General features: G+C 75.0%; 10 protein-coding genes. 5 read left to right on the top strand and 5 right to left on the bottom strand.

Going from position 1 to position 13,964, the window contains the following annotated elements:
* Nucleotides 1–89 precede the first annotated feature (89 nt).
* From ACIBCA_RS27685 to ACIBCA_RS27665, 5 genes are all read right to left on the bottom strand, one after another.
* Nucleotides 90–485, bottom strand: coding sequence for a VOC family protein (locus ACIBCA_RS27685; RefSeq protein WP_396285725.1), 396 nt, complete (start codon nucleotides 483–485; stop codon nucleotides 90–92).
* A 148-nt stretch (nucleotides 486–633) separates the two neighbouring features.
* Nucleotides 634–3,468: an ATP-binding protein gene (locus ACIBCA_RS27680; protein ID WP_396285724.1), complete on the bottom strand. Its 2,835-nt coding sequence runs from the start codon at nucleotides 3,466–3,468 to the stop codon at nucleotides 634–636.
* 124 nt (nucleotides 3,469–3,592) lie between these two features.
* Complete coding sequence (locus ACIBCA_RS27675) at nucleotides 3,593–5,371, bottom strand: glycoside hydrolase family 3 protein (protein WP_396285723.1); 1,779 nt, start codon at nucleotides 5,369–5,371, stop codon at nucleotides 3,593–3,595.
* Nucleotides 5,368–6,120 (bottom strand): tyrosine-protein phosphatase, encoded by a 753-nt coding sequence (locus tag ACIBCA_RS27670; protein ID WP_396285722.1) that lies wholly within the window; start codon nucleotides 6,118–6,120, stop codon nucleotides 5,368–5,370. The genes ACIBCA_RS27675 and ACIBCA_RS27670 overlap by 4 nt, the downstream gene beginning before the upstream one ends.
* Before the next feature lie 159 nt (nucleotides 6,121–6,279).
* The gene (locus ACIBCA_RS27665) at nucleotides 6,280–6,882 is read right to left on the bottom strand and encodes a TetR family transcriptional regulator (protein ID WP_396285721.1); all 603 of its coding nucleotides are present in this window, start codon (nucleotides 6,880–6,882) and stop codon (nucleotides 6,280–6,282) included.
* A 273-nt stretch (nucleotides 6,883–7,155) separates the two neighbouring features.
* Between ACIBCA_RS27665 and ACIBCA_RS27660 the strand changes: the two genes are divergently transcribed.
* The 5 genes from ACIBCA_RS27660 to ACIBCA_RS27640 are packed head-to-tail and all read left to right on the top strand — an operon-like array spanning nucleotide 7,156 to nucleotide 12,478.
* Nucleotides 7,156–8,703, top strand: coding sequence for an ABC transporter substrate-binding protein (locus tag ACIBCA_RS27660; protein ID WP_396285720.1), 1,548 nt, complete (start codon nucleotides 7,156–7,158; stop codon nucleotides 8,701–8,703).
* Complete coding sequence (locus tag ACIBCA_RS27655) at nucleotides 8,700–9,668, top strand: ABC transporter permease (protein ID WP_396285719.1); 969 nt, start codon at nucleotides 8,700–8,702, stop codon at nucleotides 9,666–9,668. Before ACIBCA_RS27660 ends, ACIBCA_RS27655 begins: the two co-directional genes overlap by 4 nt.
* Nucleotides 9,655–10,533 (top strand): ABC transporter permease, encoded by an 879-nt coding sequence (locus ACIBCA_RS27650; RefSeq protein WP_396285718.1) that lies wholly within the window; start codon nucleotides 9,655–9,657, stop codon nucleotides 10,531–10,533. The genes ACIBCA_RS27655 and ACIBCA_RS27650 overlap by 14 nt, the downstream gene beginning before the upstream one ends.
* Nucleotides 10,530–11,543, top strand: a complete 1,014-nt coding sequence (locus tag ACIBCA_RS27645) for an ABC transporter ATP-binding protein (protein ID WP_396285717.1) — start codon at nucleotides 10,530–10,532, stop codon at nucleotides 11,541–11,543. Before ACIBCA_RS27650 ends, ACIBCA_RS27645 begins: the two co-directional genes overlap by 4 nt.
* Nucleotides 11,540–12,478, top strand: coding sequence for an ABC transporter ATP-binding protein (locus tag ACIBCA_RS27640; protein ID WP_396285716.1), 939 nt, complete (start codon nucleotides 11,540–11,542; stop codon nucleotides 12,476–12,478). Before ACIBCA_RS27645 ends, ACIBCA_RS27640 begins: the two co-directional genes overlap by 4 nt.
* Nucleotides 12,479–13,964 lie beyond the last annotated feature (1,486 nt).

Here is a 13,964-nt window from a genome sequence, read left to right as displayed (position 1 = left end):
CACCCGCTATGACAAGACCCGCGAGTCCTACCAGGCCGCCGTCACCATCGCCTCGATCCTGCTCTGGATCTGATCTTTGAAGACGATCTCTAGGACGTGTGCTGCTGGGCGATCTGGATGAGGTTGCCGCAGGTGTCGTCGAGGATGGCGGTGGTGACCGGGCCGTGGGCGACCGGGTCCTGGGTGAAGTGGACGCCGAGGGCGCGGAGGCGGGTGTATTCGGCGTGGATGTCGTCGACGGCGAAGGAGGTGGCGGGGATGCCGTCCTCGACGAGGGCGGTCTGGTAGGGCTTGACGGCGCGGTGGACGTTGGGTTCGAGGACGAGTTCGGTGCCGTCGGGCTGGTCGGGGGAGACGACGGTGAGCCAGCGGTAGGGGCCGCCGAGGGGGATCTCGGTCTTCTTCAGGAAGCCGAGCTTCTCGGTGTAGAAGGCCAGGGCCTTGTCCTGGTCGTCGACGAAGACGCTGGCCAGGTTGATCCTCATGGAGTGCTCCGGGTGTCTCGGGGGCCGGAATCGGACGGTCCGATCGTGGCAAGGGGCCGGCCCGGGTTCAACGCGGCGCGGCCGGTGTCGGCGGCCTCGGTGAGGCGGGCGGCGAGCGGCTGGTCGAGGCCGAGGCAGGCGCACGCCGTCAATGGCCGCCCAGCGCCTCCGCCCGGGCGGCCAGGGCGTCGGCGCCGCAGCGGGCGGCCAGCTCCCGCCCCCGCGCCAGGGCGGCCGCGTCGCCCAGGGCCTCGCCCAGGTCCACCAGGGCCAGCGCGTGCTCGTAGCGGGCGGGTGAGCGCTCCAGGTGCTGGACGGCTTCCGCGAGCAACTCGGCCGCCCCCGGCCCCTCGTGGACGGCCGCGGCGAGCCGCAGGGCGCTGCCGATCGCCGAGTCCGTGCCCGACTCCCGGGCGCGGCGGACGGACTCCTCGGCGAGCTCGCGGGCGCGCTGCGGCTCCTCGGCGGCGACGGCGCGGGCCAGGTGGCCGAGCCAGGGGGCCCAGACGGTGTTGCGCCAGCCGCGCGCGTCCAGGGCCGCGCCGGCGGCGGTCAGGGTCGCGGCCGCGGCAGGCGCGTCGCCGCGGGCGAGCAGGAGGCGGCCGTACAGGGTCGGGGCGTCGGGCAGGACCATCACCGTCGGGTAGGGCGGGGCGAAGGCGTGGCGGTGGGCCAGGTCCAGGGCTTCGGGGAGGCGGCCGCGCGCCGCCAGGGTCTCGGCGAGCGCGCCGACCGCGTCCCAGTACAGGGGGACGCCCGGGCCGATCCGCTCGGCGAGGCGCAGGGCCCGGCGCAGGTGGTCCTCGGCCTCGACCAGGGCGCCGCAGCGGAACCGGAGCAGGCCCGTCAGCAGGTGGGCGAAGCCGAGGTGGCCGCCGCTCCACCCGGCGACCTCGTACGCGCGCACCGCCTCGGTGAACAGCTCCTCGGCGCGGTCGACGCGGTCGGCGTAGAGGTAGGAGACGCCGAGGATGCCGGGCAGCTCGAAGCCCCAGGTGGTGTTGGTCCAGCCGAGGCTCTCCGGCAGGCGGCCGCCGGGCAGGGCGGACTCGGCGAAGGCGATGGCCTCGTCGCGATGGGCGCCGCGCAGGGTGAGGTCCCAGCAGCGCAGGACGGCCACGGCGTGGGCCAGGCCGTCGCGTTCGAACACCGCCTCCGGCGGAGCCGGCCCGTCGTCCGCACAGGAGGCATCGGCGGCGGCATCGGCATTGGCATCGGCATTGACAGCGGCAGCGGCAGCGGCATCGGCAGCGGCATCGCTGAAGGCCAGGCCGACCGTGCGCAGCATCGCGTCGAACTCCTCCAGCCGCCGGGAGCGCCCCGGCCCGTCCGGGTCCTCGGAGCGGAAGGCGGCGAACATGAAGTGCGCGACCTCCAGCCGCAGCCGCCCGGGGCCGGGAGGGGTGCGGGCCGCCTCCCGCTCGCAGACCGCGGACGCCTCGCCGACGCGGTTGCCGTGGGCGAGGGCCTGGGCGAGCCGGAAGATCGCGTCGACCCGCAGCTCGGGGCCGAGCCCGTACGGGTCGGCGAGCGCCAGGCGCAGCTGGTTGACGGTCGTCGCCGGGTCGGTGAGCAGGGCCGAGCAGCCGAGTTCGTAGAGCACGGCGGCCCGGTCCTCGTCGGCGGGCGGTTCGCTGATGGCGCGGTGCAGGCAGCGCTGGGCGGCCTCGGGCGCTCCTATGGCCAGGTGTTCGCGGGCGGCGCGGCGCAGCTTGCCGACGACGGCGCCGTCCCCCTCGGGCAGGGTCTCCAGCAGGTGCCGGGAGGCGGTCAGCAGGCCCAGGCCCGCGTTCTCGGTGGCGATGGCGGCGACCCCGTGCATGCCGGTGCGGGCGGCGGGCGGCATCGACTGGTAGACGGAGGTGGCGACCAGCGGGTGGGCGAACTCCAGCCGCCCTCCCGGCGCGCCGACCAGGACGCCGTGGCGACGCAGCTGCCGGACGGACTCGGCGGCGCTGTCCGGGCCCTGCGCGCAGATGACGGCGGCGAGGTCCGCGCGGATGTCGGTGCCCAGCATGGACGCGGCCCAGGCGAAGCGCAGGGCGCTCGGGCCGATCTTCTCCAGCCAGTGTCGCAGGGTCATCCCCCGGGCCCCGGCGGCGAGTTCGCGCAGCTGACCGTTGCTCTCCTCGACCGGGTCGAGCCGCTGGTCTGCCACCTCGCGCAGCAGGGCGGTGGTCTCGTACGGGTTCCCGGCGGTGACGGCCCAGACGTGGCGGCAGAAGGCGTCCTCGGCCTGCGCGCCCAGGGCGGCGCGGACCAGGTGGGCGACGGAGGCGGGCCGCAGCGGGCGCAGTTCGTGGCGCCGGTCGGCCTTGGCCAGCAGGCCGTGCTGCAGGGCGAGCGCCTCGTCGGGGAACTCGTCGCGGCAGGCGAGCGCCAGCAGGGCGGGCAGTTCCCGGGCGCGCAGGGCGAAGCCCGCGAGCCAGCCGAGGGACTCGGCGTCGGCCCAGTGCAGGTCGTCGACGATCACGGCCACGGGCGGGCGCAGCTGCACGAGGCGGGTGAGGACGAAGTCGAGCCCGTCGCGGACCCCCTGCGGGTCGAGCTGTCCGCCGGGCGGCAGCAGGCCCACGGCCGGGCCGACGACGCCCTCCCAGGGGCCGAACACCTGCGCCCGTTCCTCCTCGGAGAGGGCGGCCAGCACCGGGCGCACCAGCTCGCGCACCACGCGGAACGGCTCGTGGCGCTGGCGCTCCCCGCCGCGGGCGAACAGTACGGTGCAGCCGGCGCGTCGGGCCCGGCGGCGCACCTCGGTGAGCACCGCGGTCTTGCCCAGCCCGGCCGCGCCGGTGTACACCAGCAGCTCGCCGAGCCCGGTACCGGCGGGCCCGATACCGGCGGGCCCGGTGCCGCTCAGCCCGGTGCCGGCTGGTCCGGTCAACGCCTCCACCGCCCGCTGCGCGGACCGGATCTCGGCCTCGCGTTCGTGCAGCTCGGAGACGGTCCCGCCGCCCTCGACCGCCGACTCCCCTTCGACCATCCTCGCCCCCAATTCGCCGTACCCACACCGTCGTTGCCGAGGCTACTGCCGAACGGGGTCGCTCCGGTGCGATCTTGACAATCCGGCCGCGTCCGACCACACCGGAGCTCCGGGGCCCGCCGCCTCAGCCGGCGCGGTGGCCGAAGCGGAAGAGCGGGGCCGCCGTGTCGAAGGGCACGTCCTCGCGGGAGGCCGCCACGGCCGCGTCGGAGGAGGGCAGGTCGAACGGCAGGCTGCCGGTCATCGGCGCGCGGCCGAGCGCGGCGTCCAGCACCACCTCGTCCGCGGCGCCGAACTCCCCGATCAGCAGGGCCGCGTGGGGCGCCAGCGGGGTGAGCACCGCGGGCCGCTCCAGCTGGGCGACGAAGACCGTCGGGACGGCGGCCGCCAGGGCGGTGAGGCGCTCGACCTCGGCCGGCTCGAACTCCAGTGAGCCGCTGTGGAAGTGCTGCTCCAGCAGCCCCTCGCGCCGCTCGTACGGGGTCTCGAGCCGCACCACCGCCAGGTCGGCCCCCGCCGGGTCGTCCACGAGGGTGGCGTACCCGGCGGCCACGTCCGCGTCCACGCCCTCCACGTACAGCCGGACGGCGCCGCGCGGCTCCCCGGCCAGGTGGACCAGCGAGCGGCGCTGGACCTCGCGGCCGAGCGCCCGGCCCTCGGGGGCACCGACCAGGGCGGCGGCCGCCTCCGGGTCCACGTACGGGTCGTCGAAGAGGCCCAGGCGGAACTTGTCGCGCAGGATGCGCCGGACGGACTCGTCGAGGCGGGCCTCGGTGACGGCGCCGGAGCGGACGGCGGCGAGGATCAGCTCCGGGTCGGTCTCGCCGCCGAGCTGGTCGGCGCCCGCGTCCAGGGTGAGGACGACCTGCTCGGCCACCGACAGTTCCTCCACGCCCCAGTTGCGCGGCGGCAGTTCGACCAGGCCGGGGACGCCCATGCCGGTGATGGCGTTGAAGTCGGTGCAGACCACGCCGTCGAAGCCGTAGCGCTCGCGCAGCAGGCCGGTGATGACGTCCCGGTTGAAGTTGGCGCCGACCTCGGCCAGGCCCGCGCCGGAGGGGATCGCGTAGGCGGGCATGATCTGCGCGGTGCCCGCGGCGAAGGCCGCCTCGAAGGGGCGCAGGTGGGTCTCCAGGGCCCCGCCGGGGTAGCTGAGGCTGCGTCCGGCGGCGAAGTGCGAGTCCTCGCCGTCGAGTTGGGGGCCGCCGCCGGGGAAGTGCTTGGTCATGCAGAAGACGCTGTCCGCGCCGAGGTCGGGGCCCTGGAGGCCCTCGATGTAGGCGGTGATCATGCGCGAGGCGCGGTCGGGGTCCTCGCCGAAGGTGCCGCTGATCCGGGCCCAGCGCGGCTCGGTGGCGAGGTCGGCCATCGGGTGGATGGCGACGCGGATGCCGACCGCGCACAGCTCGCGGCGCATCAGGTCGGCGTAGCGGCGCACCAGGTCGGTGTCGTCGGTGGCGGCCAGGCCGATCGGTTCGGGGCCGGTGGAGAAGCCGCCGCCGATGTGGGCGGTGGCCGGGTTGGCGTTGAAGCCGTGCCGGGGGTCGGAGGAGAGGGTGACGGGGATGCCGAGGCGGCCGGCCGCGGCGAGGTCCTGGACGTGGTTGTTCCACTCGGCCATCGCGCGGGGATCGGGGACGGCCATCAAGGCGAAGTGGGTGAGGCCACGTTCGGTGATCAGGTTCGAACCGGAGGGGAAGGGCAGGTGGTCGCCGGGGAGCATCCGGCCGTGCAGCATCAGCGCGGCCTTCTCCTCGACGGTCATCCGGCCGAGCAGGTCCTCGACGCGCTCCTCGACGGGCAGCCGCGGGTCCTCGTAGGGCTCCATGGTGCCGTTGTGGTTGAGGTCGCGGAACGGGGTGCCGTCGGTGTGCAGCAGTTCGCGCAGCAGCTTCTTCGTCATGCCGTCACCCCGGCGGTGGTGTCCATCAGGGCCTTGGCGCGGAAGGCGTCCAGGGTGGCGCCGGGGACCCCGCAGGCGGCCAGGAAGCCCGCGGCGCCGCCGTGCTCGGCGCGGACCAGCTCCAGGAAGGCACTCATCGCCCCGGCGGGCGCCTCCAGCAGCGGGGCCGGGACGACGAGCCGGCCCGCCTCCACCTCGTTGAGGGCGGCCCGGTTGCGGTCGGCCAGCCCGGCCCAGATCTCCCGGATCGCCTCGTTGGTCCGGGCGTAGTCGGCGACGATCTCCTCGGCCGACACCCCCACGAGCTCCAGCAGCAGCGCGACGAGCAGCCCCGTACGGTCCTTGCCCGCCGCGCAGTGCACCAGCACCCCGCCCGGGCGGACCACGGCCTCGACGGCGGCGGCGAGCCCCTCGGGCGCGGACTGGGCCATCAGCAGGTAGAAGGCGCCGAGGTCCTCGGCGGTGGTCATGGTGCGCATGGCGGCGGCCAGTTCGTCGCTGGACGGCTCGATCCGGCAGGCCAGGACCTCGATACCGGCGGCCTCGGCGGCGGCCCAGTCCTCGGCGCGGCACTCGGCCTCGCCGCGCAGGTCGACGATGGTGGTGACGCCGTGCTCGCGCAGCTGGGCGACGACGGCCTCGTCGGCGGCGGGGAAGGGCTGGGCGGAGCGCAGCAGGACGCCGGGGCGGATCGAGCCGCCGGTGGGGTCGGCGAGCACGGCGGGGTCGCGGAAGTTGACCAGGGACATGCGGGGGCCTTTCGGGAGGTGCGAGTGGTGCGCGAGGTGCGAGTGGTTAGGGAGGTGCGCGAGGTGCGAGCAGTGCGAGAGGTACAGCGGTACGAGGGCGTGCGGTGCCGTCCGGGCGGCCCGCGGCGCGTCCGGTGGCGGTGAGGGAGGGAGCCGGCGTCAGCCGGTCGTGGCGAGCACGTCCCGGTACGCGGCGACCCAGTCGGCCAGCGGCCGGCCGTCCGCGCCGGCGGCCAGGATGTGGCGGCGCACGATACCGCCGAACAGCGCGCCGAACGCCGTCGGGCGCAGGTCGGTGGCGGGGTCGGCGCCGAGCCGTTCGGCGGCGATGGCCGTGGTGCGCTCGTTGAAGGCGTCGACGACGACCAGGGCGTAGTTGCGCACGGAGTGGACGTCGACGAGCTCCCGGCGCAGTCGGCGGCGGCGTTCGGTGTGCTCGACGGGCTCCTCCATCCGGCCGCCGGTCTCCGTCAGGGCGTGCTCCAGCGCGGCCCAGAGGGGGAGTTCGGCGGGGGCGGCGGCGAAGGCGTCGAGGACGATCTGGCCGAAGTCCCAGCCGAAGAGGAGGGCCTCCTTGGCCGGGTAGTAGCGGAAGAAGGTGCGGTGGGCGACGTCGGCGCGGCGGCAGATCTGGTCCACCGTGGTGCGGTCGTAGCCCTGCTCCTCGAAGAGGTCGAGCGCCGCGGTGCGGATGCTCTCGCGGGTGCGCGCCTTCTTGCGGTCGCGCATGCCCGGCTCCGCCGCGGTGTCCGTCCCCTGCATCGTTCTTCCTGTTCCCCTCGGTGAGATTCGGTGAGTTCCGGTGAGCTTCGGTGAGCTTCGGTGAGTTGAGGTGTCGGTCCGGCCGTCGTGAGCGGCCGGTGTCAGTACCGAACCACGTCCGACGGTGCGCGCTCAAGGCCGGAGCCGACTCTTCCGGGTCCCGTCATCCTGAATTTGCACAACTGCCTTTTGGCAGTACTGCCACTTCCGAAATGGTGTGGACGTCGGCGGCCGCACTCCCCCTGGGCCGCCCCCGTACCCGAACGAGGACCCATGAAGCGGCATCACCTCCTGGCGTCGGCGGCCCTCGCCGCCGCGCTCACCCTCAGCGCCTGCTCCGCCTCCGACGACGCGGTCTCCGGCACCGCCACCGGCGCGGGCGCGGTTGACGACGGGCCGGCCGTGGACGGCGGCACCCTCAAGATCGGCCTGGACCGCCCGTTCGTGAAACTCGACCCCGCCGACAGCGTCCTGACCTCGATGCCGATGATGGTCCTCGCCAACGCCCTGTACGACCCGCTGATGGTCAACGGCGACAACGGCGCCGTCCAGCCGTACCTCGCCAGGTCCTTCACCCCCGACGCGGAGGCCAGGGTCTGGACCCTCGAACTGCGCGGGGGCACGAAGTTCAGCGACGGCAAGCCCCTGGACGCCCAGGCCGTCGCCGACCACGTCGCCCGGCTCTCCAAGCCCGAGAGCAAGTGCGCCTGCGCCCTCGACGCCGCCGCCATCGCCACCACCGCCGTCACCGGGCCCACCACCGTCGCCTTCACCCTCAAGGCACCCGACGCCGCCTTCCCCAACCTCTTCACCCGCTCCCTCGGCTACGTCTCCGAGGCCCCGGCCGGCGACTCCCCCGCCGTCGGCTCCGGCCCGTACACGGTGGAGAGCGTCCAGCCCGGGGTCTCCGTCACCCTCACCCGCAACCCCTCCTACTGGGGCACCAAGGGCCACGCCGACAAGCTCCTCTACCGCGTGCTGCCCGACTCCGACAGCCGCTACCAGTCCCTGCGCTCCGGCGACACCGACCTCATCTGGACCGAGACACCCAGCCAGCTCAAGCAGGCCTCCGGCGACGGGCTGCGCGCCGCCACCGGGCCCGGCTCGACCAGCACCGCCCTCTTCAACACCAAGGCCGCGCCCTTCGACGACGCCCGGGTGCGCCGCGCCGTGCAGTACGCGATCGACCGCGAGGCCCTCGAGAAGGTCGTCTTCCTCGACCAGGGCTCCGTCTCGGCCGGCCCGATCGGCTCCCGCTCCCCGTACCGCACCGCCGCCGCCTACCCGGCCCACGACGCGGCCGAGGCCCGCGCCCTGCTCGCCGAGGCCGGCCACCCCGGCCTCGCCTTCGACTACCTCGTCGACAGCCGCCCCGAGGCCCAGCAGCGCGCCACCGTGCTCCAGCAGATGCTCGGCGAGGCCGGGATCAGGATGACGATCAAGCCGCTGGACAACGCGAGCCTGGGCACCGCGATGATCCAGCGCAAGTTCCAGGTGATGGACTTCGTCACCAGCATGTTCGGGGACACCGACACCGCGCTCACCTCCCTCTACCAGCCGAACTCCCCCTACAACTTCACCGGTTGGGCCGACACCGAGGCCGCGGCGGCGATCACCGAGGGCCGCTCCTCCGCCGACCCCGCCAAGCGCTCGGCCGCCTACAACCGGGCCGCCGCCCGCGTCGTCGGCGAGGCGCCGATGGTCTTCCTCACCGAGAACACCCTCGGCTTCCTCGCCGGCGCCAAGGTCGCGGGGCTGCCCGACCTGTCCAAGCGCACCGTCCTCAACGTCTCCCCCGCCCTCCTGTGGGTGAAGCGGTGACGCCCGGGGTTTTCCCCGCCCTGCGCTACGGCGGGCGGCTCGCCCGCGCCGCGGCCGTCCTGCTGCTGGTCACCGTCGCGGCCCTCGCCCTGCCCCACCTGATGCCCGGCTCACCCGCCGTCGCCGCCCTCGGCCCGACCGCCACCCCCGAGCAGATCTCCGCCTACGAGGCCGGGCTCGGCCTCGACCGCAACGTGTTCGCCGCCGCCTGGCAGTGGATCGCCGACGCCCTCCACGGCGACCTCGGCCACTCCCTCTCCACCGGCGCCGCCGTCACCACCGAGCTCGGCGACCGCATCCCCGTCACCCTCGAACTCTTCCTCGCCGCCCAGGTGGTGGCGCTCTGCCTCGCCGTGCCCGTCGCCCTGGTCTCCGCCTGGCGGCCCGGCGGCGCCTTCGACAAGGCCGCCACCGCCGCCACCTTCGGCTGGCTCGCCGTCCCCGGCTTCGCCCTCGGACTGCTGCTCATCTGGATCGCCGCCGTCCAGCTGCGCCTCCTGCCCGCCACCGGCTGGACCGCCTTCACCGAAGACCCGGCCGAGAACCTGCGCCACCTGGTGCTGCCCGCCCTCACCCTCGGCCTCACCGAGGCCGCCGTCTTCACCCGCACTCTGCGCGGGCAGCTGCTCGACACCCTCGACCAGCCGTACATCGCCGCCGCCCGCAGCCGCGGCATGGGCACCACCCGGCTGCTGCTGCGCCGCGCCCTGCGGCCGTCCAGCCTGCCGCTGGTGACGCTGGTCGGCATCGGCATCGGGACCTCCCTGGGCGGCTCGGTGCTCGTCGAGTCGCTGTTCGCGGTGCCCGGGGTCGGCAGCCTCGCCTCCGCCGCCATCGCCGGGCGGGACTTCCCCGTCGTCCAGGCCGTGGTGGTCGTCAGCGCGCTCGGCGTGGTGGCGGCGACCTTCGCGGTGGACCTGCTGTACCGCACGATCGACCCGAGGATCGCCGATGAGCACCGCTGAGACCGTCGTCCCCGTCACCGCCGTTCCCGTACGCGTTCCCGCGCGCCGCCGGCCCCCGGCCGGAGTGCTCACCGCCGCCGCCTGGCTGGCCCTGGTCGCCCTCGCCGCGCTACTGCTGCCGCTGCTGCCCGGCTTCGACCCGCTGCACGGCGACTTCGCCCACCCCTCCGCCGCGCCCGGCCCCGGCCACTGGCTGGGCACCGACGCCGCCGGACGCGACGTCCTGCAGCGCACCGTCGCCGGCGCCCGCGCCTCCTTCACCGTCGCGGGCCTCACCATCCTCGTCGGGCTGCTCGGCGGCGGCACCCTCGGGCTCGCCGCCGGCTGGTTCCGCGGGCCGCTGGACAAGGCGATCGGCTTCGCCACCGACCTGCTGATGTCCGTGCCCAGCCTCATCCTGGTGATGATCGCCGTCTCCCTGCGCGGCCCCGGCCTGAGCGTCATCGGCACGCTGATCGGCCTGTTCACCGTGCCGCACTTCACCCGTGTGGTCCGCGCCCTCGTGCTCTCGCTCAGCGAGCGCGGCTTCGTCCAGGCCGCCCGGATGCTGGGCACCGCCCCGCTGCGCATCCTGCGCCGCGAGATCGTCCCGCACGTCGCCCCCGCCGCGCTGACCTTCGCCTTCACCGCCACCACCGTCGCCATCGTGGCCGAGGGCTCCCTCAGCTTCCTCGGCTTCGGACTGCGCCCGCCCGAGCCGTCCTGGGGCGGCATCATCGCCGAGGGCCGCACCACCCTCGGCAGCGCCCCGTGGATCTCGCTGGCGCCCGCCGCGGTGCTCTGCCTCACCGTCCTCGCCCTCAACTACCTCGGGGAGCAGCTGCGTTCGGGCGCTCCCGGCACCGCGAAGGGAGCGCGCGGATGAGCTCCGCACCGCCGCCCGTCCTCGACGTCCGCTCGCTGAGCGCCGTCCTGCACGCGCCCGACGGCAGACAGCTGCACGTCCTGCACGACATCAGCCTCTCGATCGCCGCCGGGGAATGCCTCGGCGTGGTCGGCGAGTCCGGCTCCGGCAAGTCCGTCCTCGCCCGCACCGTCCTCGGCGTCGGCCCCCGCACCACCAGGACCGCCGCCACCGGGCAGATCCTCCTGGCCGGCGAGGACCTGCTCGCCGCCACCCCCGCCCGGCGCGCCGAACTGCTCGGCACCGGCATCGCCATGGTCCACCAGGACCCGATGACCTCCCTCAACCCCGTCGTCCGCATCGCCGACCAGGTCACCGAAGCCCTCACCAACCGGCGCCGCCTCTCCCGCCGCGAACGGCTGCGCACCGCCGCCGAGTTGCTCGCCGCCGTCGACGTCCCCGACCCCGCCCGCCGGGCCCGCGCCCACCCCCACGAACTCTCCGGGGGCCTGCGCCAGCGCGTCGGCATCGCGGCGGCCCTGGCCGGAGAACCCGCCCTGCTGCTCGCCGACGAGCCCACCACCGCCCTCGACGTCACCGTCCAGCGCACCGTCCTCGACCTGCTCGACCAGCACCGGCGCGAACGCGGCCTCGCCACCCTCCTCATCACCCACGACATCGGCCTGCTGTACGGGCGCGCCCGGCGCATCGCCGTCATGTACGGCGGACGGATCGTCGAAACCGGCCCCACCGAGGAGGTCACCGCGCGCCCCCGGCACCCGTACACCGCCGCCCTGCTGCGCTCCGTCCCCCGGGTCACCGGCCCGCTGCGCCGCACCCTGCCCGCCATCCCCGGCACCCCGCCCGACCTCACCCGCCCCACCCCCGGCTGCCCCTTCGCGCCGCGCTGCGAACGGGCGCAGGCGGTGTGCACCACCACGGCGCCGCCCGCTCCGGCTTCCTCCGCAGGCCACACCGCCGACTGCCACTTCCCGCTCACCGCGCCCGAGGACCTGGAGCCCGCGGCATGACCACCCCCGTCCTGGAGGCCACGGGCCTCACCGTCGTCCACCGCACCCGCTCCGGCCCGCTGCACGCCGTCAGCGGCGTCGACCTCACCCTCCACCGGGGGCGCACCCTCGCCCTGGTCGGCGAGTCCGGCTCCGGCAAGAGCAGCGTCGCCAAAGCCCTGCTACGGCTCCCGGCGCCGACCTCGGGCGCCGTCGTCTTCGACGGCACCGACCTCGGCGCCCTGTCGGCACGCGACCTGCGGGCCCTGCGGCCCCGGCTGCAGATGGTGTTCCAGGACCCGGTCTCCTCGCTCAACCCCCGGCGGAGAGTCCGCGACATCGTCGCCGAGCCGCTGGAGGGCGGTTCCCCCCTGACCGTGGTGGAGGAGCAGCTGGAGGCCGTCGGCCTGCCCGTCGCCCTCTTCGGCGACCGCCGCCCGCACCAGCTCTCCGGCGGCCAGGCCCAGCGCGTCGCCATCGCCCGCGCCCTGGCCGCCCGGCCCCGGGTACTCATCGCCGACGAGGCGGTCTCCGCCCTCGACGTCTCCGCCCAGGCCACCGTCCTCAACCTGCTGCGGCGGCTCACCGAGGAACGCGACCTCGCCGGCCTCTTCATCTCCCACGACCTGGGCGTCGTCCGCGCCGTCAGCGATGACGTGGCCGTCCTCCAACTCGGCCGCATCTGCGAACGCGGCCCCACCGAAACCGTCCTCGCCGCCCCCGCCCACCCCTACACCGCCGCCCTCCTCGCCGCCGTCCCCGAACCCGGCCGCCCCCTCACCGACACCGGCCTCCTCCCCACCGACCCACCCTCCCCCCTCGACCCCCCGACCGGCTGCCGCTTCCGCACCCGCTGCCCCCTCGCCGACAACCGCTGCGCCACGGAACAGCCGGAGCTACGAGAGGTCACCCCCGGCCACACGGTGGCCTGCCACCGCCCCCTGACCGGAGCCTGAGCCTGCCCCCGGCCGGGAGGCCGACTCAGGCCGAATTCACCCACAGCCACCGGCACCCACGCCTCGTCACCCTCGCGGATCCGACCCGCGCCCAGCCTCCGGACGCCCAGATCCTCCGTGAACCCATCGGAGGGCCCGCACGGAAGGCGCCGCCGCCTCGCTGCACAGGAAGTCGGCCGAACCGACTTCCTGCGCAGGCCCCTGACCGCCCACCACCAGCACGGCTCGGACGCCCGCGCAGGGCGCACGACCCCCACACCCCGCCCAGCGAAATCGGCCGACCCCAACGAACCGAGGGGACCACGCCCGGGCGGACACCGAACCACATCCGCCCTCACCTCCCACTCCACCCCCAAGCGCCCAGCACCGATGGCCACGAGCTACAGCCGTCATCTCGCTGCGCAGAAAGTCGACCGAGCCGACTTCCTGCGCAGGCCCCTGACCGCCCACCACCAGCACGGCTCGGGCCGCACGGGTCCCGTGGCCATCACACCGCAGACGGCCCACGCCACTCGGAATCGAAGCGCAGCCGAGCTCAGGCAGCGGCCGACCGGCGCCCGAGGCAAACCCATCCGATGGCCCGCGCAGGGTGCGCGGAGACGGAGGTCCTCTCCGCCCTGGGCACGACCGCCACGAGCGAGCGCGGGCGGCGGGGCGGCGCGCGCATCGCATCCCCCGAGGTCATCTCCCCATACGGCCTCACCCCCTCCACACCCATGGCCGCCCATCAACACACCCCCTCGCTGCGCAGGAAGTCGGCCGAACCGACTTCCTGCGCAGGCCCCTGACCGCCCACCACCAGCAGGGCCCGGACGCCCGCGCAGGGCGCACGGCCCCGAGCCACACGAACGGGAGCCCTACGCAGCCGGCCAGCCACCAAGCTCCGGCCTCGGCGGCGACCGTCCGCACCCAACCAGCGGCCCGCGCAAGGTGCACGGCACCAGGCTGCGCATGAATGGGGGCCCAACTGGGCCGATCGGCCACCAAGGGCCAGCGAGCGCCCGGGCCGCCACCAGCGACCCGCGCAGGGCGCACGGCGCCAGGCCGCGCGTAATTGGGGCCCCACTCAGCCGATCGGCCACCAAGAACCAACCCTGGCGACAACGGGCCGGCACCCAGGCCGCACCCAACCAACAACCCGCGCAAGGCGCGCGGCACCAAACCGCGCGCGAATGGGGGCCTACTCAGCCGATCGGCCACCAAGGGCCAGCAAGCGCCCGGGCCGCCACCAATGATCCGCGCAAGGCGCACGGCCCCAGAACGTACGCACACGGGAGCCTTGCGCAGCCGGCCGACCGCCAGAAGCCTGTCCGGGCCGCACTCGTCCAACGGCCCGGGCGAGGCACGCAAGGGCGGGGGTCTTAGCCGTCAGAGACGCGGCCAGCGCACCCCGCCCTTCGCAGCTGGGCCACCGTGAGCCGGGGCGGGGGCCCGGACGGGGCCCGGAGGAGCCCAACGGGTAGCCGCAGGCCAGCGGGGCGGTGCG

It is taken from the genome of Kitasatospora sp. NPDC051170 (genome assembly GCF_044455705.1).
Taxonomy (GTDB): Bacteria; Actinomycetota; Actinomycetes; order Streptomycetales; family Streptomycetaceae; genus Kitasatospora.
The sequence above is the reverse complement of the archived record's forward strand: the minus strand, read 5'-3'. Positions and strand labels throughout refer to the sequence as shown.

What these genes read in the sequence shown, in the direction of transcription:
- ACIBCA_RS27685 (WP_396285725.1), bottom strand. Translation starts at nt 485, where the DNA reads ATGAGGATCAACCTGGCCAGCGTCTTCGTCGACGACCAGGACAAGGCC.
- ACIBCA_RS27680 (WP_396285724.1), bottom strand. Translation starts at nt 3,468, where the DNA reads ATGGTCGAAGGGGAGTCGGCGGTCGAGGGCGGCGGGACCGTCTCCGAG.
- ACIBCA_RS27675 (WP_396285723.1), bottom strand. Translation starts at nt 5,371, where the DNA reads ATGACGAAGAAGCTGCTGCGCGAACTGCTGCACACCGACGGCACCCCG.
- ACIBCA_RS27670 (WP_396285722.1), bottom strand. Translation starts at nt 6,120, where the DNA reads ATGTCCCTGGTCAACTTCCGCGACCCCGCCGTGCTCGCCGACCCCACC.
- ACIBCA_RS27665 (WP_396285721.1), bottom strand. Translation starts at nt 6,882, where the DNA reads ATGCAGGGGACGGACACCGCGGCGGAGCCGGGCATGCGCGACCGCAAG.
- ACIBCA_RS27660 (WP_396285720.1), top strand. Translation starts at nt 7,156, where the DNA reads ATGAAGCGGCATCACCTCCTGGCGTCGGCGGCCCTCGCCGCCGCGCTC.
- ACIBCA_RS27650 (WP_396285718.1), top strand. Translation starts at nt 9,655, where the DNA reads ATGAGCACCGCTGAGACCGTCGTCCCCGTCACCGCCGTTCCCGTACGC.
- ACIBCA_RS27645 (WP_396285717.1), top strand. Translation starts at nt 10,530, where the DNA reads ATGAGCTCCGCACCGCCGCCCGTCCTCGACGTCCGCTCGCTGAGCGCC.
- ACIBCA_RS27640 (WP_396285716.1), top strand. Translation starts at nt 11,540, where the DNA reads ATGACCACCCCCGTCCTGGAGGCCACGGGCCTCACCGTCGTCCACCGC.